Source organism: Halobacillus sp. AWM4_238, assembly GCF_056158265.1.
Genome location: NZ_JBSWSY010000002.1, coordinates 492,199 through 514,692, shown reverse-complemented (window position 1 = coordinate 514,692; position 22,494 = coordinate 492,199). Strand labels below are relative to the sequence as shown.

The following is a 22,494-nucleotide window of genomic DNA, read 5'->3' as shown; positions in this document are numbered from 1 at the left end:
CCGATATGCACCCTTATCCACGTTTTGAAACAAAACCGTCCAGATTGTACAGTTTAAAACGTCACATACGAAAAAATCCCATTTGAATAAAAGGAGGAATACCCATGAAGAAGCAACTCATGGACTGGAAAACGTTTGGAGGGGCATTGGCTTTATTACTATTTGTATCTTTGCCTCTGATCATTTTCCCTGAACAAGGAAAAGAGATTGTGCTGGCGGCAAATGAAGTTGTCACTCAACGGTTAGGTTTCTTATTTTTATCGGTAGGATTAATCATGCTGCTCTTCTTATTGTTTGTCGGAGTGAGCCGCTATGGAGACATTAAACTCGGAGACGCCGAAACGAAAGCGGAATTCAAAACGAGCTCCTGGGCAGCAATGCTGTTTACCAGCGGAATCGGTACAGGGATCCTTTATTGGGGCGTGATTGAGTGGGCCTATTACTATCAAGGACCTCCATTCGGGGCCGAAGCAGGGTCAAATGAAGCGATCCAGTGGGCCTCTACCTACGGATTCTTTCACTGGGGACCGATCGCCTGGGCAATGTTTGCGATTCCTACACTTCCGATCGGCTACATGTTTTTCGTTAAGAAAACCGATGTGTTCAAAATCAGTGAAGCGTGTCGCCCGGTGCTAGGCAAGTACACCGACGGCTGGGTTGGACGACTTGTCGACATTCTGTTCATGTTTGGCCTTTTAGGAGGAGGCGGAACAGGACTTGCGCTTTCTGCACCGATCATATCTGCTGGACTGAACAACTTGGTAGGCATTCCAGATACGATGACGACGAAATCGATCATCCTTCTTTTCTGTACAGGCATCTTCGGCTTGAGTGCTTATTCAGGTTTACAAAAAGGAATCCGCGTCCTTAGTGACATCAACTTGTGGCTCGCGTTCATCTTGTTGATTTTCATATTTACCGTCGGACCGACGACATTTATAACCGAATCGACGACTTCAGCCCTCGGCCGGATGATGGACAACTTCTTCCTGATGAGCTTATGGGCAGAACCTTTCAACGACCTTGCCTCCTTCACCCGAACCGGATTCCCTGAAGGCTGGACGGTCTTCTACTGGGCATGGTGGATTGTGTACGCTCCATTTGTCGGATTGTTTATCGCACGAATTTCCAAAGGACGGACGATCCGCCAAGTCGTTTTCGGAACGATCCTTTTCGGAAGCTTAGGAACGGTCCTCTTCTTCGGAATCTTAGGTAATTACTCGATGTACCTTGAGTTGAGTGGTCAGTACCCGGTCATTGAAACCTTGAATCAACAAGGGGCTCCCGCTGCGATCATCGGCACATTGACTGAATTGCCGCTCGCAACACTTGCCATCATCGTATTCATCTTACTCGCCACCATTTTCTTATCAACGACGTATGACTCCGGATCGTATGTCATCGCATCCGTTGTACAAAAACACGTCGAAGGAGAACCACTCAAATGGAACCGTCTATTTTGGGCCCTGGCTCTATCGATTCTGCCGATGATCTTCATGAACATGGGCGGATTGACGACACTACAGACCATTAGCATCGTCGGTGGCTTCCCGCTTCTGATCATTCTGCCGATGCTCGGGTGGTCTTTCATCAAAATGGTCAACGAAGACCGTGCTCAAGCAGAAAAAGAAAACAATAAAGCATCTTAAGAGAGGAGACACACCATGAAAACACGCTACGAAAAAGGATTGGAAACCCTCCGTTCCTATACAGATGAAGAAAAAGGTACCAACCATTTTGAACTTATGAAAGCATTGGAAGAGATCGCCCCGGATCTTGGAACATACATCATCGAGTTTGCCTACGGTGACATCTACAACCGTGATCACCTAAGCAAACAATCCCGTGCGCTGACTGTATTATCGAGCCTTGTCACTCAAGGATCCGGAAGTCTTCCCCAGCTTGAGCTTCACATTAATACCGCTCTAAATGCTGGCCTTTCACAAAAAGAGATCATTGAAGCGATGATGCAGCTGATCCCGTACGTCGGTTTCCCTTCTGTCATCAATGCGCTCACCCAGGCACGCAACGTGTTCCAAGAACGCACAGAAACAGCTTACGCCTAAACGCTAGATCATCCACCCCCTTTTCGAAAAACCTTTCTGAAACCATAAAAATCACCAGCTCTCATTGGAGAACTGGTGATTTTTATTTTGATTTGTATGTTTGTTCGTTCAATCGCTCTAGAACCTGCTTTCTAAGCGTAGGCGGCAAAGTCCCGAGCCCGAATATCTCGGACAGCCACAGTCCATCGACCGCAAGACGCAAAATCGTGGCATCGACCTGATCGAGACCGTCATGTTCAATATGGTTCTGCCAGTCGGCATATGTATCCTGAAGGGGTTTCAGCAACTTGGGATTGATTCCTTGAGCGGCCAGCATCCCTGAACTGAGCGGCCGGTTTTCTGTACTTTTATCATGCATGACGTTAATAAACGACCGCGCCCATTTCCCTGTGTCCTCATCATCTTTTTCTACTAATTCTTCTACGTTTCCCCGATAGACATCGTTCATATACTGGACGAGCCCTTCGACGAGGGCTTCTTTCGTGGAAAAGTGATACAACAGTCCACCCTTGCTCACCTCTGCGCGTTTAGCGACAGCGTCCAATGTGAGCGCATCACTTCCCTGCTCACGGACAATGAGCGCGGCTGCTTCCAAAATCTTCTGCCGTTTCGATACTCTTGGCATGCGCTTCCCTCATTTACGTTCATTTTACCCTCATATTAGCAGGATTCTTTGGGGTTTTCAATTTGAGTGAGCTCCCTATTCTTCTCTTTATCACTGATCGCATTGTAACGTTCATACTAGGATGGACCAGTATGCCCCCAAATGGAACGAAAAAAGTACACATCTGAAATTCAGAAGTGTGTACCTTTTCTATCATTCCCGTTAAAACGGTTATCCTTCTGTTACGCGTGACTTTTTACATTTTCCAATGCCATAAAATAATTGAGCACAAATTGACGCACTTCCCATTCCTGGACTTCCCTCACGCCATCTGTAAACACGGACTGATGATAAGAATAATTGCCGAAATGTAGACGTTTGCCTGAGATCAACTCTTCCATTACTTTGTTCGTTCTTTCCATGTACTGCACAATCATCATCCTCTCTATCACTAGCATAGCCAGAATGCGAGACTCTTATACTAGGACGATAGAAGAACCTCGATTCTCCTAATCACGACCGCCACATCTTCTTCGTTCTTTATTTGAAAAAGATGATCCGCTTCGTTTTTCGAAGGGGGAAAAATGTCGTGGGATTCCTCTCTCTGCCGGTTCAAAACTTCCTGAAACGAATCCGCTGTCCTCAGAATGGCCGGATCTCTTTTCCTTTCTTCGACTCTTTTTTCAAGGATCGAAAAAGGGAGATGAAACGATACAAGAATCGTAGAAAAGCCTTTCCTCCTGAACTCATCCAACAGCTCCATTCTTTCTGTACCATTGCGGTTTGAGTTGCACAGAATAAGGTGGTTTTCTGTCTCTTCCATCGCATAATCAACGATCATTCTCGTCATACGGGATTTCACTTTGTTCGGACCGTCCTTAGGAACAAGCAGAGGGTACTGTTGATTCAAGAATTCAGCATGGTCATCCTGATCAATCACGACAGCGTTTTTCACCACTTTCTCCAAGCTTCGAGCAAACGTTGATTTTCCACTATGAGTCATCCCGACGGTCATGATCGCGAACCTTGCCATCGCCTTCTCCCCTCTTTTTCCCGTGAATGAATCGTCTTCCAAAAAAGGCTTCTATATTTTATATTCTCTGACATATTGCGATGGTGTGATCCCATACTTGCTTTTGAACGTCCGGTTGAACGTGCTGACGGATTGAAACCCAACGCTGAAGGCGGCATGTGTCACATCCACCTTTCCGGAAAGCAGGAGTTGGACCGCTTTTTCTAACCGCACCTGCATCAAATAAGCTTTGGGAGTCAGGCCTGTTTTCGTCCTGAAAGAACGGTGAAGATGGTACTTACTGATGTTCATTTCTTCAGCCAGCCGCTCGAGGGGCAGGTCCTCTTCATGACACTCTTCAATAAACTCCTTTACCAATTGAGCGGTAAGGTCTGAATCATAGCTCTGCAAGGCTTTCGCCTCCTGCCAGCCCTTCGTGTGCGAGCCCACCATTTCATCAAGAATAGCCATGGTAAAAGCCTCTTCCTGCTCCATAGCTGCACCGACCCCATCGAACGAAGCTGATTGAAATAAAGATCTCGCTTTCCTCACTAACACATCTGAACTCGTTTGAATGGAAGAAAAATGAAGCCCCTTAGAGGAAACGCCCGTGAAGGAGGTAAACGCACGTTCTACTATTTCCTCATCAAAACTGATTAACATGATTTCCTTCTGTGTTCCTGAAGCTTCATGCTGATGAATGTCGCCCGGGGGTACCAGCAAGGATTCATGATGATTGAGGAGGGTACGCTTGTGATTATGGTAAGTCAACAAATCACCGGTGAGCGGGACGCTGATTTGAAAATGATCATGAGGGTGGGTTTCGTCTGCTTCTCCCTCTTTAAGATCAAAAACCAACACCCCTGTATGTTCGAGGTCGAGTCGCATTTCCATCGCTTTCTCCCCTTTCGCAAGTTCTGCCCTTTGTTCCGCAAGATTTGCATAGTTTCATAGATCCTGCTTCGGTATTCTGTTCTTATTCCCTTTCAGAATAGGAGTTGGAAAGAATGAAAGCTTATCTCCTTCAGTTTCCGAGAACCGTCTGGATCCAATCCGCAGGGCATGCGGTCACATCTTTTGTATCCGTGATCCTTCTCCCTTTTTTGACTTTGTTTATGTATGATCAGTTTGGAGAAAATATTCTCTTGGCGACGCTCGTCATCGGTGTCCAGCCTTTGACCGAAATCCTATTCACGTTTATCTTCGGGTCGTGGATCGACAAAGCAGGCCGGAGGGCCGTTCAATTAGGATCCCTTGTTCTCCAAGTCATCGCGGTTACAGGATTTGCGCTATCCGACCACATGTGGCTGTTCCTTTTCTTCGCCTTTCTCAACGGACTCGGACGTTTCGCCTACATCCCTGCAGCGAGAGCTCAAATTTCAGAAACCGTCCCACTTGAAAAACAGTCCGAAACTTTCGCCCTGCTCAGCACCGCATCAAGCATTGGAGCGCTTGGCGGACCGGTGATCGGAGCGGCTCTTTTTCACCAGGACCCACGCTCCTTATTTTTGCTGTTAAGTGGCGTCCTTCTCTTGTATGTATTATGCGGATTCAAGTGGTTACCGGAATCAAATGTCCGCGTAAAAGAGAAAGGACCGGGCCTCCGCCTTAAAACGAAGGATTATCGAATCCTTGGATGGCTGCTTGTTGGGATGCTCCCTCTCAGTCTGTTTCACGCTCAAATGGAAACCAATTGGCCGGTTTTCCTAAAAGAAAACATCGTCCACTATTTATTCATTTTTTCCCTGCTGGAAACGATTGGAACAATCGTGTTCATCGGTTTGGAAGTTGTGTTGGTCAACCGTACCAATCACTTCTCCCGTGTACGTGTCATTCAAGCGGGTTATATTTTTTATGTATGTGCTGCTATGGGATTTGGATTTTTTCACCATATCGCTGCATTCATTGTATCACAGGTGTTCTTTTGTCTAGGAGCCACCCTGAGCTTGAATCATATGCAGACGTTCATTAGTACCCTTGCTCCTCGGGAACATAAAGGTAAATACTTTGCGTTGTTCGGACTGCACTGGGATCTATCCAGGTCTGCAGGACCCGTTCTTGGAGGTTTAATCTTATCTACTTTCAATGGTCAAGTGCTGTTTCTTTGTCTCGGTATACTCATCGTCTGCGGGGCATTCCATCAAACCCGGGCGATCCGTTCCCTCGATCCAACCACTGAATTCATAAAGTCAGGCCCTCTTAAAGAAAGAAGACCTAAAGAAGTAGGCTAAACAAAAATGCCAGCCTGGTCACTTCGATCGATTGAAAAAAAGACTGGTTCCGTACGATTGCACAAAAAACGGCGGGTCCGACGTAGGATCCCCCCGTTTTTTTACTGTACAGTTGAAGAGAAGTCGAAAAAACTAGGTCTTCCTTGATACCCGAATCCACAACAAATCGCTTATCGATGTTGATCGATGAGGATAGGATTTCCGTCAGGATCTTCAATCGTAAAACTTTCCGGCCCCTCACTCGTTTCATCCGCTTCAGACAGGATTTCGACCCCTTTTTCTTTCAGCTGCTTTTGCAGTTCCCGCACATCTGTAAACGAATCTGTATTTTCTGCGTCCTGATTCCACCCAGGGTTGAAGGTCAACAAGTTCTTCTCGAACATCCCTTGAAATAGACCAATCACACAGCCTTCATTTTTCATGATGACCCAGTTTTGATCCGGATCTCCTCCAAAGGCTTGAAACCCCAAGTGTTCATAAAAAGCTTTCGATTTATGAATGTCCTTCACACTCAAACTGACAGAAAATGCACCAAGTTCCATATGAATTCCTCCTTCATTATTGCTCCTACCATTTACATGTTCGCCTCGATCAGGTGAAAACCCTGCCTTTTCATAGCGAAGGTTGGACAGGTTAAACACAAGGAAGCGTCCGCTCTGGAAAACAAAAAAGAACAAACCTTTGCAAAAGGCTTGTTCTTTTATAGAGAATATCCCTCTATATTGTTAATGCTGGGTTGCCTGCCTATAACTCGTCACCCCATAAGCAATACAATGAGCCACATATAAAAACGTCATAACGAAAAATGAGAAAGAGGCCCCTTCTACAAGAATGATCACCGCCCAGGCGATAATAATGAAGGCAGAGGTAGCAAGCCAGGCGGAAGCTCTTGCGTGCAGGTGAATGGTTCTGTACCTTTCATCCAACTGGCGTTTTTCCTTCATGTTCCTGCGAGCAATTAAATAAGCAACTAAACCGCTCGTCACCCCGAAAATCAACCCCGCAAGACCAACCAAGTGATTCAACAGTTCACTCAATATTTTCATCTCCTTCAAAAATAAATAAATCTTCGATGTGACATTCGAAAATCTGGGCGAGCTTGTGAGCCAAGACAAGAGATGGTTTGTATTTCCCTTTTTCAATGGAGATGACGGTCTGTCTGGATACATCCAGTAGCACAGACAATTGCTCTTGGGTGATTTGGTGTTCGGTGCGTTGCTCTCTTATTAAATTTTTCATGGCATCCTCCCAAAAAGTCAAGCTCACTTTACGTAAAGTTTACTTTACTAACCAGATATTGTCAATATCCATTTGGAAGAAACAGGATGACATTCCTCACACCGAATATTAACCGCATGATTTCACTAAGAAAGAAGGATGGATGTGATCTGCCGACGGTCTTCACCCAATTATAAAGGAGGCGATCCCCATGACTTGGACCGCCCCTCTGGTGAACATTCGTGATGAAGTTTGTCATCTTTAAAAGAAGGTGCCCCTCCTTCACCTCCGTGCGGTATGACAAGGGGACCAATCGTCTCCCTTCACAAATACCTTGACCTAAATGGAAGAAGGAACTTTCGATGCGCTCTTCGAACTGACGCGCTGCAGCATATATTCCAGCAGGAAAAGATAATCCTGCTGATGACCCGTGTGTTTAGCAAGCTCAGACAGCTGTTCTAATATATAAAGGCAGTCATTTTCATACAAGCTGTAATTATCAAACCCTAAAATGGTTTGACGGGCGAACTCCCATAGATCTTCGTGGACATCCTGATCCATCGTTTTACTCAGCAGGGAGATCATGGTCAAAAGCTCGATCATCACCGTCGAATTCTGGTTTGCATACTCCCGTATGGAAGCGAATCCCTTATGAAGGTAATAACGAAAATTCTTTTGATTCAGGATGATCCGGAGCTCCTTTTCATTGTCAAAAAGATAGGGAGAAAAATTTGTAGACTGGCCGATGTTTTTCAACAAATCTGCAATCTGGTGAATCGTATTCGTAACAGTAAGAGGATCATTATGCCCTAACGCTTTGATGGCTACTTCGGCAAGCTTATTCAGCCCGTACTCCAGATCTTGAATTTCTGTTTGTTTGGCCCCGATTTCTATCGATTTGAAATACCGTTCAGGATGAATGGTTTTCCCTCGTTCCCAATACGTAAGGATCGGCGTTCCCTCTAAAACGAACTCTCCAATTCTCACATCGAACCGAAGCAGGCAGTCATCACTTTTCGCTTGTTTAATCAATCTCGAAAAATCAGCGACTTGAAGGTAACCAGACTCACTGGTCTTCATCACCTTGCCATTTTCATCAACTGGAAGCGAGCTTTCTTCAACCTCTTCCAAGCGATAAGGCTTCAATTCTTTTTCCAACGACGCCTGAACCTGTTTCGACTTGGCATTCATATTAAAACTGATGTTATGAACCTGCATCCAAGTGGTGGTATGGTTGATGAAATAAATAAACGTGACCGCAGCTGTAATCGCTGTGAGGATAGATAGAACCGGTGTGGCCACAATATATTCCTCTTCTTCATGCGTCACGTACAAAAAGTTTAACAGGACATAAATGAAACTGCCGTTAAAAATTCCGAGCACGTGCTGAGTGGCACGGTCACTGACAAAGTTCACAAGCATTTTGGACGAAAACTGGCCGCTGAACGTTGTCAGAGCGACGAGCAGGGAGTTGATGGTAAAAGCACTCAGTGTCAATACTCCACCGACAAGAGCGCTCAGCAGCACTTGCAGCGTCTGACCACTGAAACCGATCGCAGGTGGCAGGTATAAACCGACATCGACGACATAATCGAGGTAAAACGTAAAAACGGATAATCCGACCGCGCCTATGATATACCACAAAGGCATAAACCAAAGCGTTGACTTCAATTCACTCTTCCGCTGGCGTCTCGACATTTTGTAATATTTCTTAAGATAGTAGAAGCTTCCCATATGATCACCATTGCATCTCTAAGATTTTGAATCTCCTTTCTCCTACCCTGGAAATTAAAAAACGAACCTGAATTTTTCAGAATCCATAAAAATAGGGAGAAATATCGATATGCCTCATACACACCTTCACCTAGTGAAATCCAATGTTTAATGATGAGAAATGAAAGGAATCCCGTTAACACGTTTGATATAGGAAAGGAAATCTGTAGCGTAATAAGAGGATTCGGCCGTTGAATTTCTGTAAGGCAGGAACGTTTTAAATTACACCATGGATAGGAGGCTCACGTTGAGATTTGCAAGTGTTGGCTTCGTTGTACTGGCTGCTATTGGCTGGGGAGTCAGCGGAGGAATCGCTGATATTTTAATGAGTAAGGGCTGGGATCCGATTGTGATTTCCTTTTACCGAGGAGCTGTAGGATGGATCTTCTTTTTTGCGTGGTTCCTCATGCGTTTCAAACAAAACTGGATCAGGTCGCCATGGTTTCATTTATGGTCGCTTTTGGCAGGGATCGGAGTAGCAGGAAACTTTACTTTTTATTTTCTAAGTATCCAAGCATCAAGCATTGCTGTTGCCGCTACGCTCATGTACACCGCCCCTGTATTTGTCCTATTCATCTCCTTTTTACTAGGAATGGAACGTGCGACTTGGTTTAAATGGGGATGCATCTTCAGTGTCCTGCTGGGAATCCTGTTGCTTACAGGTGCCTACAATACCGAGTCGATTTCCGTCAGTTTCCTGGGGGTGGCTGCGGGCCTTCTTGCCGGCCTTTCTTATGCATTGTTTATTTTTGGTTTCAAAAAAGCCTCTGAGATTGGCAGTCCGCCGACTGCTTTAACGATCGCCTTTTTCTCCTTTTGTCTCATTCTCTTCATGTCTGCCGACCAAGGGGAAGCTGCTCGTGCATTGACATCGAACGACATCGGGTGGTTTGTCCTGTTAGGGATGATCGGGTCAGGGATAACCTTTATCTTTTATGTCATCGGTCTTCGAAACACAGCACCGACAACCGCTTCGATGGTCGCTATGATTGAACCGGTTACCGCTTCATTGTTTGGTGTTCTCATTCTCGGAGATCACTTGAGCCTCATCCAATCCCTTGGTATGGTGCTGATTCTAGTCACCATCACCACTCTGAGTGTGAAGCAGTCCGACTGATCCATGACGGAATGGATCAGGATACAGGATCACTTGATTATGGAAGAAACTACAAAAACACAGACCATCCCTTTGGTCTGTGCTCAAATAGAGTTCTATTCACTTTCAGGCGCTCATCCTTGTATGTTTTGACCGGACGGTGAGATGATCACGGTCGCCCGATTTTTCTACGGAGGATGTCCTTCGACTTATAGAGGACTTCTATGTGCGTCCCTTTGACCGTATAATGATCCCCGTCAAGCAGAAACACGCTTTCTTCAATGGCATCCCCGTCTCCTTCATTTGTATAAGCAGCGGAGACGACCTCTCCATCAGCCCACTTGCCGGCTTTTGAATGAGGGATGACTTCCAAATACTTGAGCGATTCTTCTCCCGTTCCTGCAATGACCGTCACATCAATGCGGCGCTCGTTCAGGATGGCACGATTGGCATTCAATGCATCGAGAAATGGATTGGTGGTCTTCATTTGAGAATAAGCAAGAAGGGAGCGGTTGTCAGATTCATTCTGGATGAGATAGTTTTGATAATCCTTGCCAGGAACGATATCATGCAATCCAGGAAATTGAGTACGGATCACTTCCATCTTTCTTCCCTGATCATGATGAGTCAGGTAATTCAAATACCACTGCATGTAAAAGTGCACAAAGTTGAAACTCACTTTTTGTCCGGTCGGGAGCTCCCCCCCTGCCCAATAGCTGTAGTTCGGCGCGGAGCCTGCATTGGGTGTACAAAGCTGAATGAGTTGGTCGATATCATTCTGGTACCTGTCCCCTTGAGCATACGCCCTGGCGACTAACCCTCCCATGCTGTGACTGACTACGTTTACGCGCTCTGCTCCTGTCTGCTGTTTAGCCAGGGCAATCGTCTTTGCGAGGTAATGGTTGGCCGAATCGTCGATTTTTTGACTCCAGTCATAAAAACAGATGAACAAATTTTTGTTTCTTCGGTACCCCATGGATTCAAGCATGAGAACGAACGGTTCATACACCATTCCAGCAAGACCGAAGCTCCACCCGCCCGTACCCGGGATGATGACGTTGCTCATCGATCCGAACAATCCAGGGACAACGACTAAAGGGGGCTGATGATTGGTCATCCTTCTCCTCCTCTTCACCTCTTTCTACAATCTATGACGACGAACATTTGAACATGTTCGTCGTCCTATGAGGTGGAGAGCTTTGGATGACAAGGACAGAAAGACTCGATACGAAAGATCAAACCGTCCTGCTCTTCCCTTTTAATCAGACACCTGGAAACCATCGGTAGGATAACCTTTAGGCCTGGCGCAAAATCTTCTCCATCGCTTTCCCTTTTGCCAATTCATCGATCAACTTGTCCAAATAGCGGATTTCCTGCATCGTCGGCTCTTCGATGTCTTCTACACGCACACCACAGACCACACCCTTGATCATGGAACGAGAGGCATTCATCTGTGGAGCTTCCGCAAAAAAGGTCTCGAAGTCCGTCTCATTTTCCAATTGCGCTTCTAACTCCTCCTGGCTATACCCCGTCAACCAGCAGATAATTTCATCAACTTCTGTTTTCGTACGGCCTTTCTTTTCAGCCTTCGTCACATAATGAGGATAGACCTTTGCAAAACTCATCGTATAAATTCGGTGTTTCGTCACGATCTCCACTCCCTTTTAGTCGTTTTATGTTTCCATAATATCACAAAGCGGCCGCCCGATTGCTCAAGGATCACAATCGGGCGGCCGCTTCGTTTACTTTTTGAAGGAATCGCGAAGCTTCCACCTTTGATTTGTTCTGTCTTTATCCACCGGTTGAAAGGTATATTTTACTCACCGGTTTCTCTCCAGCATCTGTTTCAATTTTTCCAGATCTTTTTTGTTCGCTTTTTTCATCATGAAACTCATGAATGGCGTGAATGCCTTAGAAAAGCCTCTGGGCTCACCCTTATTTTGCAAGATCATCAATGTGCGATGATCGCCCAGAGCTTTCCAAGTATACGTCGTTTCCATTGGAAAAGGTCCGTTGACCGTCCGCATGACCATTTTGTGCCCTGGCTCATATTCTACGATTTCATAAACATAAGACAATTCGCGACCGAGAAAGCTCGCTTTGAAAGCTACCTGTGACCCTTTTTCCACGACCTCATCAGTCAGCCACTCTGCGGATTCGATGTTCACATACCACTCGGGAGCATGGGATGGATGTGCGGCATATGTCACAACTTTTTCCTTGGAACAATCAATGACGGTTTCTGTTTGAACATGCACCATGATTCGTTTTCCTCCAAAGCAGGATTACTTTTGTTCCACATAGTTTTTTAATAGCGTTCCAAGCAAATGGTTCCAGCCCTCTCTATGGGACGGCTCCCAATCCTCTTCGATCAGGCCGGAAGCCGTATGGGTGAGCTTCAGCGTCGTGGATCCATCATTTTCAGTAAGCTGGTACGTATACGCACTGTTTACTGCTCCCTGCATCCCCAAGTGACCATACAATCGAATTTCTTCTGGAGCATTCACATAATAGACATTTCCCCATACCGCTCCTTCATCTTGGCCCCACTTTTCTAAAAACTGCCCTCCAACAACTGGGTTCAATGAAAGTTCTGATGGCTTTCCTTCAGGGGCAATGCGAAATTCCCACCAATCCTGTACATTCTCTGTCAATGCCTTGAATACCTCTTCACGCGACCCGTCAATGACGACTTCTTGTTCGATCTTGAAAACACTCGCTTGTTCATTTGTCTTCATTTCTCTTCCTCCTTCATTCTTTTCAACGACTGATTTTACATTCAATAAGGACTGGGCAGCCGCCCCCGTATATTGTCCTACCCAACGACTGTGGACTTCCTGCAAAGGCACCGCATTCAAATAGTTCAGCCTGTATTTCCCTTCCCGCCGGACGATCACCAAATGCGCATCCTGTAAGACAGACAAATGCTTCATAATCGCATACCGGGATACATCGGGAAAATACGCATCCAAATCCCCTGTGGTTCTGGATGACTGTTTGAGAAGATCCAGGATCTCCCTTCGAATCGGGTGGCCTAAGGCTTTAAATACGTTTGATAGCTGATCTTCCATATAAACCCTTCCTATCGAGATGTGTTAGGGATTTCTATCATGTGACCTTATGGTAACATGTAAGTTTAAAAATATCCATCTGATTTGATTGGTATTAAATTCCACGTCATTTCACTGAAAGTCTTGAAGCCTTCGTACACCTTCATCTTTAGGATCAAAGGGGAACTTCCTCGTTGTGGAAGTTCCCCTTTGATGAGCCCGACACCTGAATGGTTACGGTGCTACAAATTCTACTTTAATTCGATCAGGATCTTCGAAGAAAACTGCATAATAATCTTCTCCGCCTGCAAAAGGATGAAGGTCCTCATATAAGATGTCGATCCCTTTTCCCTTGAGCCTGTTGGTCATCTCATCCACTCTTTCCCGGGAAGAAGCGTGAAAAGCCAAGTGGTTCAAACCCGTGCGACATCGATGATACGGGACATCTAAGTATTTTTCTTCCGTCTGGACAAACACCAGATACGTTTCTCCTAACTTCCAGCTTTGGCCCTGATCCCATTTCTGGTAGGACTCATAACCCAACTCTTTCAAAAACCAGCCCCAAAAGGATTGGGACCTCTCTAAATCGGACACATAAATTTCCACATGATGAAGCAAGCCTTCAGACAATACTGACTCCCCCTTTTCCTTAATCCATACCATCATACCAGAAAGAAAAAAGAGGGTGCTCAAGCTTCAAGCAGCCACTCATTCATTCACCGAAATTAGTGGTATGCCCGAATTTCATCCATTTTCTTTTGCACAAGCGGATAGAAATGATTCTGTGCATCTGAGGTGGAATTCCCTCCGAAAAAGCCGGTCCCCGGACAGGTTTTTACTGCGTGCCCCTCGGCATGATCCAACACCCGCTCCCCTGAATTGATATCCCACCAATGATGATAGGTAATACTGTCAACGGAAGGCGTAAGTCCAAATTTCAACAACAGTAAGGCTGTCACGGTAACAATCGTTTCCCTTTGTTCAGCTGACATGTGATTGTGACCTTCATTAAAATTCCCGACGTTTTCAATCGCTAACGCGTGCGCCTCCACTTCCTTCATAACCGCTTCGTTTTGTAAGCCGAATGAACCTTCAGGTGGTGTATTGAAAGACCGCCCCACAGCCACGGTTCCATCAGGAAAGGTAGTCAACTGTTGACTGATATCCTTCCAGTTCATGCTGTTGACATGGTAATCTTTCATCCCTTGAAGCAAACCGAAATGGTTCTTCCAGTTGAATTGTTGATAATCCGGTTGATAGGTATGATGTTGTTGAACCGTCTCAATTTTCCGGGTGAAGGTATGATTGAAAAGCCAATCCTTAAAATCCTCACGATTCATCAGGACGAACTGCCCTTCCATTCTAAGCTTCTTTGGAGGAATTCTAAGCTTCTGTCCAACCTGAATCATGCTGGAAGAAAGTCCATTCGCCTCTTTGATCGAAGCTACTGATGAAGTGAACGACTGTGAAAGGTTCCATAATGTGTCCCCTGGCTTCACCTCGTACGTGATGGGTACTCTGAGTTTCTGCCCCATCAATAGCAAATCCGACTGCAAGCCATTGAAGCGTTTTAAATCATTGACAGAAGTATGGTAAGTAGTGGCGACTTTCCATAACGTATCGCCCGGTTTCACATCATACATATTTCTTGGGTTATTGGCCGCGTGTACAGAAGTTAAAGACAGCGTAGCACATAGAAACAAACTAAGGAGAATGGCGATGATTTTTTTCATGTATGACTTCCTTTCCAAAAGTCGAATGAAAGAACGCAAGGAAGAGCACGCTCTTTGTTTCCTTAGTTTGTAAACCATTGGTGGAGATTATACGAGGATCTCTGTGAAAGCCGGTGCTTGCTTTTGAACAAGGAAAGCCTTTTCTTTAGTGTTCTCTAGTCTAAGTACAAGACGGAAGCAAACACGTACAAAAAATCGATGTTGGGGCTCATTTGAGAGGGTGTTTAATCGCATGTTAGCGTTGAGATATAGGCAAAAGAAAGGATGAACCTAATGTCAGATAGAAACACGCGCGGAGTTATTTCAACAAATGGGGGATGATTTTGAGAAGAAATATAACGTGGAAAAAGGAGAGGCAGGATCCGCTCCTACCCGCCTGTTTCCACTGAGAGAAGCTGTTGATTTCGCTAAGTCATGGCTGAATGACTACGATGAACAATAGATTCAAGGATCCGTGCAAGCTCCTCACCTGTTGGAAATGTGGCTGACGAGGAGCTTGCACCCTGTAACAAGTAAGAGCTGAAGAATACTCAGTCATAAAGGGTGTAAATGAATTCTTCCACTTCTTCCCCACGGGCGTTCGCATAACCCCGATCCTCCCCCGTGATGAGGAATCCGTTCTTTTCCAACACTTGTTGTGAACCCACGTTATCCTTTGCTGTTCTTCCATGAAGCGGGCGAATAGAGACCGTCTTTAACAATTCGCTGAGGGCATGGCTTGTGATCCCCTTCCCCCAATGCTGCTTGTCGATCCAATACGTGACTTCCCAAAGACCGGACTGAGGAAAGCACAGAATGCTTCCAACGATGTCGTGATTCAGGGTGATGGTCTTTTTTATGATCTTATCTTCACGAAGAATTTTGTCCCAATGGTTCATGAAATCTTCCCAGTTATTTGGATCTTTTGCTGTAAAAGCAGCCAGGTGGTTCGCCTCAGGATCTTTCTGGATTTCGTAGATGAACCCGAGGTCATTCTCGTGGGTTTCTCTTAGACGGATCTTCATGCTTTCCTCTCCATTCATTGCAAAGTCTACATCCTATTCAAGTTTTTTCTTTAATCAAAGATGTTTCTGCAAAGAAAAGAACGTTAATTCTGTCCTTGTGCAGGGTTCTTCCTCGTCATAGTAAAGAATACGATGGCACCAATCGTCGCCGTGGCAAACAAAATCGTCCCCATCGGTACAGCGGTGGTTTCATCAAGACCGACCAGCGGAGATACGGTCGCGCCGAATAACAACGGCAGCATTCCGAGCACAGCACTGGCACTTCCTGCTCTGTGACCTTGATACTCCATCGCGAGCGTAAATGTACTTGTCAAAACCATTCCCATCGCTGTCATGTAAATAAAGATAGGAATAACAATTGAAGGGAGCGGTCCTTCAATGATGGTCATGATGAATAGGAAACCTGTCGCACTGACAGCAATCAGAATCGCACTCCGAAGCAGACTCCGTTCGTGGAAGATCCCCCCAAGACGCCCGACTAAAAAGCTGCCTGTAATGATCGCGAGCCCGTTGATCCCGAACAACACACTAAAGACTTGAGGCGATACGTTGTAGATCCCTTGATAAACGAACGGTGTTCCGGACACATAAGCAAAGCTCCCGCCATGGACGAAACCGATGGTCAGCGCATACCCGATGAACGAGCGGTCTTTCAGCAGGCGGCCGATGGTCAAAATCGATTCTTTCACCGTACTTGGAATCCGTTTTTCTATGGGAAGGGTCTCCGGTAATTTTCCGGCCACAGTTAAAACGATGGCCACACCGACGATACTTAAAAAGAAGAAAATCGTCTCCCATGTAACGAATGGTAAAAGCAAGATCGCTCCCCCTGTCATCGGAGCAATCATCGGAGCGGTTGCATTAATGACCATGAGCAAGGCAAAGAACTTGGTCAATTCTCTTCCCGAAAACACATCACGTACGACGGCTCGTGAAAGGACGACACCGGCAGAAGCCGTGAAGCCCTGTAGAAAACGGGCGATGACGAGCACGGTGATGTTTGGCGCAAGCGCACAAAGCAAGGAAGCTCCTGCAAACATGGAAAGGAAAAAGAGCAGTGGCTTCTTCCTCCCCTGCGAATCACTGATAGGGCCAACGACGATCTGACCGACCGCAAGCCCGACTAAACAGGTCGTTAAGCTAAGCTGAACGAGTGACGCGCTGGTACCTAAATCAGAGGCGATTCCCGGAAAACTGGGAAGATACATGTCGATGTTGAGCGGCCCTAAAATCCCGAGCATTCCGAGAAGAAATGCGAGACTTAATCTTTCTTTCCCTTTTGGATTATGTAACATATGTAACACCTTCTTCTCTATCTGAAATGAAATAAACCCTTGGGTAGTATCCCCACATGTTTCAGGTTGTTAAACTATGATTCTATCTTCCTTTATCAAGAAAGTCTATTCAAATGACCTTTAATCATCATCCATAGACATGCGTACATGTTCACCTTTGTCCTTGAAAAACATGTATTTTTCCTAAGTCACATGAATTCTCTGCATCGATCTTAACCGGAAAACTTAGAAATATGTCCCTATATGAAGCAGGAAATGTAAAATCATCTTCCACACTGATAAGAAAATTGAAAAATAAACAAACATTAAGTAACGACGAAAAAGGCCCTCGGAATAAACTGAGGACCTTTTTTCTTATTTCGCTTTCTTATGTTTCATTCTGATGGTGAGTTCACCGTCAGACTTGGCCTTCGTTCTGATCTGGATGGTTTTCTTTTTATCGTCATAGACGAAAGAAGTGTTCTTAGCTGTATCACCGGATTCTTTTAGTGACTCCAGTTTCTTTCCATTGAGTTTAATCCATTTCGGAGACTCCTCGAATGGCAGCTCGACGGTGTAGGTTCGATCTTCAACGACTCCTTCATAGGAACCCTGCCTCTTCCCAACGGTCACCAAAGTCTCATCCTTCTCCCTCTTTGCTGTAATTTCCGTGGTGGCATATGTCCCTTCTTCATACTTATAGGTAGATCCGTCATCTTCATATAAGGTATAGGTGGACAGCTCACCAGACGAATAAGGGTAAATGCGTAAGCGGATTTGTTTATTTGGTTTTTCGCCTACGTACTGAATATCTTCCCCGAGTGGTACAATCGCTCCTTCTTTAACAAATACAGGTGTTTTGGCTAATGGTGCGTCGTAGGTGATCGTCTCCCCACCTTCATACATCTTTTTCCCATTCCATTCAAACCATTTTCCATCAGGCAGGTAGATCTCACGCTCCCGCTCTCCCTCTTTATGAACAGGGGCGACAAGCAGCGAAGGTCCAAACATCCACTGATCTTGAAGGTTGCTGACATTCGGGTCTGATTGATAATCAAAAACCAATGGTCTCATTAAAGGGAGATTGGTATCCGACGTATCTTTCACTGCCGAATAGATATATGGAAGCAGACGGTAACGCTGCCTGATCGCCTCGGTTACAATGGTTTCTGCTTCTTCTCCAAAAGCCCATGGCTCCCGTTCTCCATCTGCTCCATGTGAACGGAAGATCGGCATATAAGCCGCAGCCTGCATCCAGCGTGTGTACAATTCAGGAGACGGTACCCCTGAAAATCCTCCTGCATCCGTAGTAAAGTAGGGCATGCCTGACATCGATGCCGTAAGTCCAAGCTGCAAGTTATGGGTCAGCGCCTCCCATGTAGCACTCACATCACCACTCCATAGGGTCGTCCCATATTCGCTAATTCCCGAAAAACCGGAGCGTGCAAGAGACCACACCCGTTCATCCGTGTAAGATCTTTGTCCTTCATAAAAGGCCTTGGATTCTACTAACGCATAGACGTTCCTGATTTCATCCGCTCTTCCTGCTTGGAAGTGGTCACGGATCGGATCTGTTTGTTGTTCTGGTTCATTCAAATCGATCCACCACCCCTTTGTACCAGCGTCATGAAGAGTTTTGGCTTGTTGCGTGAACCATTTAGCTGCATCTGGGTTGGTAAAATCAACGAGTCCGCCATCACCATACCACGCGGGATATTGGATGGTACGATTGGATGTGTCCCGTACAAAGTAGCCCTTCTCATCTGCCTCGCTATAATTATTGGCTGTTGTCTCCAAGTATGGATCTACAATGGGTGTGACTTTCACCCCTTGATCAGCTAACCGTTTGAGCTGCTTTTCAGGATTCGAAAACGCCTGTGACCAGGTAAAATCAAAATATTGATCCTCTTTTGCCCAGTAAACATCCAAAATCATCCCATCCATAGGAATGGCCTTGTCTCTAAAGGTGCTCGCGATTTGATTTACTTCCTCCCAACTTTTATATCCGTATCGCGATTGAATATACCCGAGCGCCCATTTGGGGGGTAAGGGAGACTCTCCTGTAAGTTCCCCAAAGGCGTCCATCACCTGAGGAATCGTTGGTCCAGCCATGAAATAGTAGACCATTTCTCCGTTCGGGGCATGGAAGGAATAGGTGGATTTGTCTTCTTTCCCTAAATCAAAATGAGCGTTCTGGTAGGTATTATCAAAATACACGCCATAACCGTTTGTAGAGGTCAAAAAAGTTCCTGAAATATCAGAGGTGTTTCCTCCAAGGCCGCCAACCATGGCATTGTTCATCGTAATTTTTGTTCCCCGCTTATCAAGCACATTCGAGTGACGGTCCATTCCCAGTCCATAAAGATGCTCATCCGCACCTAATTCGAAGGATTGATAGACCCCTTTATACTGGTCATATCCAAGTCCTCCGTCGTCCTGATCCCTGGTGAGTAACTTTTCATTTTGTGAATCATAGTAAGCAAGACGGAAAGGGTTTTTATATGCCCTTACCGTCAATTCCTCGGTTTGAATTTTATAATAGTCTTTTTCATCAGTTATACGATAGAGAGGCTTTGCCTTTTCATCGTCCACGACAAACGACTTTTTCTTAGAAAATGTTCCTGTCGGCTCCAGCCAAACCCGGGCGATTCCTTCTTTTAGAAAAGACAATCGTACGGCTGGTCGGTCCTCCATTTGAAATGTGAGTTCCCCATCCTTTTCTACATAAGGCTGTGTAGGATCCAGTGCAGGCAGAGTAGTCATCTGTGGCTGCTCGGGGTCTGCTTTCACGATTTCAAAGTGTTCAAGATCAAGAAAGCTTCCGTCCCCTCCTTCTGAGGAGGCCCCGATTTTGACCACTTCATCTGCCTCTACGGAGATCACCGTCGTTTCAACAGAATCCCAACTACTGGTTGATACCTGCTTCGACTCTTTTCCACCTCCGTATGACACATAAATACTGGCTTTTGTAGCGGAGTCACTTTTTCTTGCCTTCGCTCTTACTGTATAGTCTCCTTCAGGCAATGCGACATGCCTCCACACTTCCGAGTTCCCTTTCAATCGAGCAAATGAAGATCCACCTTCATTTTCAAATGATGTACGATTCAAGGCAGAAGCTGACCACCCTGCTACTCCTTGATCAAAACTTGAATTAGAGAAATATTCGATGGAACTCTCTCCTCCAACCCTCTCTATTTTCACATCATCAATCTGAAAAGAAGTATTTCCAGGTGCGACTGTGTAGAACCCTATGTCCAACTGGCCGCTCGTGACTTCAAACGTCTGTGAGATTTGTTTCCATTGAAAATCAGGTTGTTCGGGTTTGATATCCACATCGATTCGATCACTGCCATGGTCGGATATTTCCATCCGTGCAATATTTCCAGCGCCTTCAAAGGTTGGGTCACTGTATGGCTGCAATTTCACCCAGGCGCTGACTTTATATTCACCGTTTTCAAGCCCTTTCAGCTTTTGATGGATACTCGCCTGGTAAGGGTCCGTTTTATAAAAATAATGCTTCATTCCATCATAAGCATCCTCCGTGTTCACACCAATCCAAGCATTGTCAGGATTCCATACATCCCAGCCTGTATGGTCCCCCATTTCAAAACCGCCATTTGTCAACGATACTTCCGGGTGCAGAAGTTCCACATAATCAAGGTGCAGTTCCCCTTCATCACCTGAACGATTTTTCAAGGTAATCAGATTTTCTCCTTCTTCCAGTCGCACCGTTGTCTGCTTGTCTTCCCACGCATCCCAGCCGTTTGTCGGTTGGAAGCTCATCGGATGGTTATGTTCATTGATGACCAGCGTTTTTGTAGTGGAAGCTTTGGATCCATTGGCATAACGAAAGTTCAACGTGTAATCCCCTGCCGTCGGAACCGATACAGCGAGGGTCACAGAAGCATCGGGTTGGTCCATGTTTTCAATATAACCAAAGCCGTTGAACCCCTGTTGTTCGTTATTGAAGAAAGCCCCGTGTTGGTAAGAAGCAACCTCTGTTTCGTATTTTTTATTCGTCGAACGCGGCACCACCTTGACCATGCTTGTATCGTGCGGAGTTAAGGAGGCTTTGTGATGGTACCGGTACCCAATATCTTCATGAGCCCATAGATCTCTTACATAGGCTTCTGTGTCGAGACCTAATTCTTCTGAAAAATCAACGGAAAGTTCCTTCTTCACATCCGATCGGTTGAACAATCCGACCACCCATGATCCATCAGGTAGCTGCCCAAGCCAACGTTCACTATCACGGCTGTTAAACTGATAATGTTCGTTGCTGTAAAAGATCGGCTTCCCTGCAAACCCTTGCTGGTTCAGTTCAATAAGCTCTGAGTTTTGATAGAAGTGGGCATCATCTCCTATGGTGTCGAATTGATCGGCAATCGCAATCGGAGAACCTGCCATAGTGAAGAGGGAGACAGCTGTTTTCTTCTCTTCCTTTTTAAATTCTCCGCTGAATGTATTCATCCGCAGAAAATCACCATCGAGAATCATAGATTTTCGTCCAGACACATCCGCGAATCCTGTGAAGCCTTGGAATGGATTCGCCCACTGTGACCAAGTATCTGTCCACTCTTGTCGTCTGGCACTGATGTGATCCCATCCTCCATGGAAGACATCTTCATCAATCCGAATCATATCCCCATACTTGAGTTCCAGTTCCGCATGGTTTTTCAAGTGCGGCATGACTAAACTTAAGATCATGTCATCTCCCGCCGCTTCTTCCATCCATTTGAGAGCCGTTTCATAATTTTCACGTCCGTGAGCAAGGCCTACATCCCCTATACTCTTATCTGTGCCCGTTTCATACCAGGAGAGAAAATCGACCCGCAGGAATTTGGCTCCCTGCTCTTTAAAGTAACGAACATAACCCTGGACAAATTCTTTCGCTCCCTCTTTTGTAACATCCACCCAGTATAACGAGGTCTCCTGCCCACCGTTAAAACGGTCCCCTTCCGTAATAATGTCTTTGATCTTAATATCCGGTCTGCCGATAACTGTCGCTTCTTCGTTCTCCACAGCTGAGGGCGTGATCCATAAAGGATTATAATAGACTCCCAGATTCATTCCTTTGCTCTCAATATAATCCGACCAGTATTTCCAATCATGTTCCCATGAGTCGTTGTGGGAAACAATGTATCCATGTTCCGTATGTTTCGTCGATCCTTCAATCCAGCCATCTGTACTCACCATGTCATACCCGTAGGGTTGAAAGTTTTCGGCCATCCAATCAATGTTCTGCTTCCATCGATCTTCCGGCAAATAGGAGTCATTGGTAAACTGATGTTCGTAAGAAATCCAATAAAGCGGACCTGATCCCTTTATTGTCGCCGGGCTTTCCCGCGCTTCCACGTAAGTGATGCCAAAAATAAAGACAAAAAATAAAGAACAAGCGCACAATGAATTCCTCAAGATTCTTGAGTGCATGAA

At 45.6% G+C, this 22,494-nt stretch carries 22 protein-coding genes; 5 read left to right on the top strand and 17 right to left on the bottom strand.

The features are described from left to right. Window positions 1-104 precede the first annotated feature (104 nt). Together ACXACN_RS02670 and ACXACN_RS02665 are read left to right on the top strand one after the other, a co-directional pair. Window positions 105-1,649 (top strand): BCCT family transporter, encoded by a 1,545-nt coding sequence (locus ACXACN_RS02670; RefSeq protein WP_474962103.1) that lies wholly within the window; start codon window positions 105-107, stop codon window positions 1,647-1,649. A 15-nt stretch (window positions 1,650-1,664) separates the two neighbouring features. Then, window positions 1,665-2,066 (top strand): carboxymuconolactone decarboxylase family protein, encoded by a 402-nt coding sequence (locus tag ACXACN_RS02665; RefSeq protein WP_474962102.1) that lies wholly within the window; start codon window positions 1,665-1,667, stop codon window positions 2,064-2,066. A gap of 82 nt (window positions 2,067-2,148) precedes the next feature. Here ACXACN_RS02665 and ACXACN_RS02660 read toward each other — a convergent pair whose 3' ends face one another. The 4 genes from ACXACN_RS02660 to ACXACN_RS02645 form a co-directional block, all read right to left on the bottom strand. Then, window positions 2,149-2,691 (bottom strand): TetR/AcrR family transcriptional regulator, encoded by a 543-nt coding sequence (locus tag ACXACN_RS02660; protein WP_474962100.1) that lies wholly within the window; start codon window positions 2,689-2,691, stop codon window positions 2,149-2,151. A gap of 221 nt (window positions 2,692-2,912) precedes the next feature. Then, window positions 2,913-3,101, bottom strand: a complete 189-nt coding sequence (locus ACXACN_RS02655) for a hypothetical protein (RefSeq protein WP_474962099.1) — start codon at window positions 3,099-3,101, stop codon at window positions 2,913-2,915. A gap of 50 nt (window positions 3,102-3,151) precedes the next feature. Then, complete coding sequence (locus ACXACN_RS02650) at window positions 3,152-3,703, bottom strand: AAA family ATPase (RefSeq protein WP_474962097.1); 552 nt, start codon at window positions 3,701-3,703, stop codon at window positions 3,152-3,154. A gap of 51 nt (window positions 3,704-3,754) precedes the next feature. After that, window positions 3,755-4,576, bottom strand: a complete 822-nt coding sequence (locus ACXACN_RS02645) for a helix-turn-helix domain-containing protein (protein WP_474962095.1) — start codon at window positions 4,574-4,576, stop codon at window positions 3,755-3,757. Between the two features lie 113 nt (window positions 4,577-4,689). On the opposite strand from ACXACN_RS02645, the gene ACXACN_RS02640 reads away from it, so the two are divergent. Further along, window positions 4,690-5,913, top strand: coding sequence for an MFS transporter (locus ACXACN_RS02640; RefSeq protein ID WP_474962093.1), 1,224 nt, complete (start codon window positions 4,690-4,692; stop codon window positions 5,911-5,913). Window positions 5,914-6,083: 170 nt separating this feature from the next. Here the strand turns inward: ACXACN_RS02640 and ACXACN_RS02635 are convergent, their stop codons facing one another. The 4 genes from ACXACN_RS02635 to ACXACN_RS02620 all read right to left on the bottom strand — a co-directional run bounded on the left by ACXACN_RS02635 (window position 6,084) and on the right by ACXACN_RS02620 (window position 8,829). Next, on the bottom strand, window positions 6,084-6,455 hold the full coding sequence (locus ACXACN_RS02635) for a VOC family protein (RefSeq protein WP_474962091.1): 372 nt from the start codon (window positions 6,453-6,455) through the stop codon (window positions 6,084-6,086). Window positions 6,456-6,638: 183 nt separating this feature from the next. Further along, on the bottom strand, window positions 6,639-6,950 hold the full coding sequence (locus tag ACXACN_RS02630) for a DUF2178 domain-containing protein (protein ID WP_474962089.1): 312 nt from the start codon (window positions 6,948-6,950) through the stop codon (window positions 6,639-6,641). Next, window positions 6,943-7,152, bottom strand: a complete 210-nt coding sequence (locus tag ACXACN_RS02625) for a helix-turn-helix transcriptional regulator (protein WP_474962088.1) — start codon at window positions 7,150-7,152, stop codon at window positions 6,943-6,945. Before ACXACN_RS02625 ends, ACXACN_RS02630 begins: the two co-directional genes overlap by 8 nt. Window positions 7,153-7,470: 318 nt before the next feature. After that, window positions 7,471-8,829, bottom strand: a complete 1,359-nt coding sequence (locus tag ACXACN_RS02620; protein WP_474962086.1) for a DUF2254 domain-containing protein — start codon at window positions 8,827-8,829, stop codon at window positions 7,471-7,473. 322 nt (window positions 8,830-9,151) lie between these two features. On the opposite strand from ACXACN_RS02620, the gene ACXACN_RS02615 reads away from it, so the two are divergent. Further along, on the top strand, window positions 9,152-10,021 hold the full coding sequence (locus tag ACXACN_RS02615; RefSeq protein WP_474962085.1) for a DMT family transporter: 870 nt from the start codon (window positions 9,152-9,154) through the stop codon (window positions 10,019-10,021). 148 nt (window positions 10,022-10,169) lie between these two features. Here ACXACN_RS02615 and ACXACN_RS02610 read toward each other — a convergent pair whose 3' ends face one another. The 6 genes from ACXACN_RS02610 to ACXACN_RS02585 form a co-directional block, all read right to left on the bottom strand. Further along, a complete protein-coding gene (locus ACXACN_RS02610) occupies window positions 10,170-11,117 on the bottom strand; it encodes an esterase/lipase family protein (protein WP_474962083.1) in 948 nt (315 codons plus the stop codon). 178 nt (window positions 11,118-11,295) lie between these two features. Beyond that, window positions 11,296-11,649, bottom strand: a complete 354-nt coding sequence (locus ACXACN_RS02605; RefSeq protein WP_474962082.1) for a DUF2200 domain-containing protein — start codon at window positions 11,647-11,649, stop codon at window positions 11,296-11,298. Window positions 11,650-11,820: 171 nt separating this feature from the next. Continuing rightward, on the bottom strand, window positions 11,821-12,261 hold the full coding sequence (locus ACXACN_RS02600) for an SRPBCC family protein (RefSeq protein ID WP_474962080.1): 441 nt from the start codon (window positions 12,259-12,261) through the stop codon (window positions 11,821-11,823). A 24-nt stretch (window positions 12,262-12,285) separates the two neighbouring features. Continuing rightward, complete coding sequence (locus ACXACN_RS02595) at window positions 12,286-13,071, bottom strand: SRPBCC domain-containing protein (RefSeq protein ID WP_474962079.1); 786 nt, start codon at window positions 13,069-13,071, stop codon at window positions 12,286-12,288. Between the two features lie 213 nt (window positions 13,072-13,284). Continuing rightward, the gene (locus tag ACXACN_RS02590; protein ID WP_474962077.1) at window positions 13,285-13,680 is read right to left on the bottom strand and encodes a VOC family protein; all 396 of its coding nucleotides are present in this window, start codon (window positions 13,678-13,680) and stop codon (window positions 13,285-13,287) included. 95 nt (window positions 13,681-13,775) lie between these two features. Next, window positions 13,776-14,783, bottom strand: a complete 1,008-nt coding sequence (locus tag ACXACN_RS02585) for a LysM peptidoglycan-binding domain-containing protein (protein WP_474962075.1) — start codon at window positions 14,781-14,783, stop codon at window positions 13,776-13,778. A gap of 280 nt (window positions 14,784-15,063) precedes the next feature. Here ACXACN_RS02585 and ACXACN_RS02580 point away from each other — a divergent pair, with 280 nt between their 5' ends. Beyond that, window positions 15,064-15,225 (top strand): AAC(3) family N-acetyltransferase, encoded by a 162-nt coding sequence (locus tag ACXACN_RS02580; RefSeq protein WP_474966781.1) that lies wholly within the window; start codon window positions 15,064-15,066, stop codon window positions 15,223-15,225. An 88-nt stretch (window positions 15,226-15,313) separates the two neighbouring features. On the opposite strand, the gene ACXACN_RS02575 is transcribed toward ACXACN_RS02580, so the two are convergent. From ACXACN_RS02575 to ACXACN_RS02565, 3 genes are all read right to left on the bottom strand, one after another. After that, window positions 15,314-15,787 carry a GNAT family N-acetyltransferase gene (locus tag ACXACN_RS02575; protein WP_474962073.1) on the bottom strand — a complete coding sequence of 158 codons (474 nt, stop codon included), beginning with the start codon at window positions 15,785-15,787 and terminating at the stop codon, window positions 15,314-15,316. 83 nt (window positions 15,788-15,870) lie between these two features. Further along, window positions 15,871-17,082, bottom strand: coding sequence for a Bcr/CflA family efflux MFS transporter (locus ACXACN_RS02570; RefSeq protein WP_474962071.1), 1,212 nt, complete (start codon window positions 17,080-17,082; stop codon window positions 15,871-15,873). Window positions 17,083-17,436: 354 nt separating this feature from the next. Next, the gene (locus ACXACN_RS02565; protein WP_474962069.1) at window positions 17,437-22,491 is read right to left on the bottom strand and encodes a TIM-barrel domain-containing protein; all 5,055 of its coding nucleotides are present in this window, start codon (window positions 22,489-22,491) and stop codon (window positions 17,437-17,439) included. Between the last annotated feature and the right edge of the window lie 3 nt (window positions 22,492-22,494).

Coding starts and splice junctions, on each gene's coding strand:
- ACXACN_RS02585 (WP_474962075.1), bottom strand. CDS start 14,783: ATGAAAAAAATCATCGCCATTCTCCTTAGTTTGTTTCTATGTGCTACG.
- ACXACN_RS02645 (WP_474962095.1), bottom strand. CDS start 4,576: ATGGAAATGCGACTCGACCTCGAACATACAGGGGTGTTGGTTTTTGAT.
- ACXACN_RS02570 (WP_474962071.1), bottom strand. CDS start 17,082: ATGTTACATAATCCAAAAGGGAAAGAAAGATTAAGTCTCGCATTTCTT.
- ACXACN_RS02625 (WP_474962088.1), bottom strand. CDS start 7,152: ATGAAAAATTTAATAAGAGAGCAACGCACCGAACACCAAATCACCCAA.
- ACXACN_RS02660 (WP_474962100.1), bottom strand. CDS start 2,691: ATGCCAAGAGTATCGAAACGGCAGAAGATTTTGGAAGCAGCCGCGCTC.
- ACXACN_RS02620 (WP_474962086.1), bottom strand. CDS start 8,829: ATGTCGAGACGCCAGCGGAAGAGTGAATTGAAGTCAACGCTTTGGTTT.
- ACXACN_RS02640 (WP_474962093.1), top strand. CDS start 4,690: ATGAAAGCTTATCTCCTTCAGTTTCCGAGAACCGTCTGGATCCAATCC.
- ACXACN_RS02650 (WP_474962097.1), bottom strand. CDS start 3,703: ATGGCAAGGTTCGCGATCATGACCGTCGGGATGACTCATAGTGGAAAA.
- ACXACN_RS02665 (WP_474962102.1), top strand. CDS start 1,665: ATGAAAACACGCTACGAAAAAGGATTGGAAACCCTCCGTTCCTATACA.
- ACXACN_RS02635 (WP_474962091.1), bottom strand. CDS start 6,455: ATGGAACTTGGTGCATTTTCTGTCAGTTTGAGTGTGAAGGACATTCAT.
- ACXACN_RS02595 (WP_474962079.1), bottom strand. CDS start 13,071: ATGGAAGATCAGCTATCAAACGTATTTAAAGCCTTAGGCCACCCGATT.
- ACXACN_RS02565 (WP_474962069.1), bottom strand. CDS start 22,491: ATGCACTCAAGAATCTTGAGGAATTCATTGTGCGCTTGTTCTTTATTT.
- ACXACN_RS02575 (WP_474962073.1), bottom strand. CDS start 15,787: ATGAAGATCCGTCTAAGAGAAACCCACGAGAATGACCTCGGGTTCATC.
- ACXACN_RS02670 (WP_474962103.1), top strand. CDS start 105: ATGAAGAAGCAACTCATGGACTGGAAAACGTTTGGAGGGGCATTGGCT.
- ACXACN_RS02610 (WP_474962083.1), bottom strand. CDS start 11,117: ATGACCAATCATCAGCCCCCTTTAGTCGTTGTCCCTGGATTGTTCGGA.
- ACXACN_RS02600 (WP_474962080.1), bottom strand. CDS start 12,261: ATGGTGCATGTTCAAACAGAAACCGTCATTGATTGTTCCAAGGAAAAA.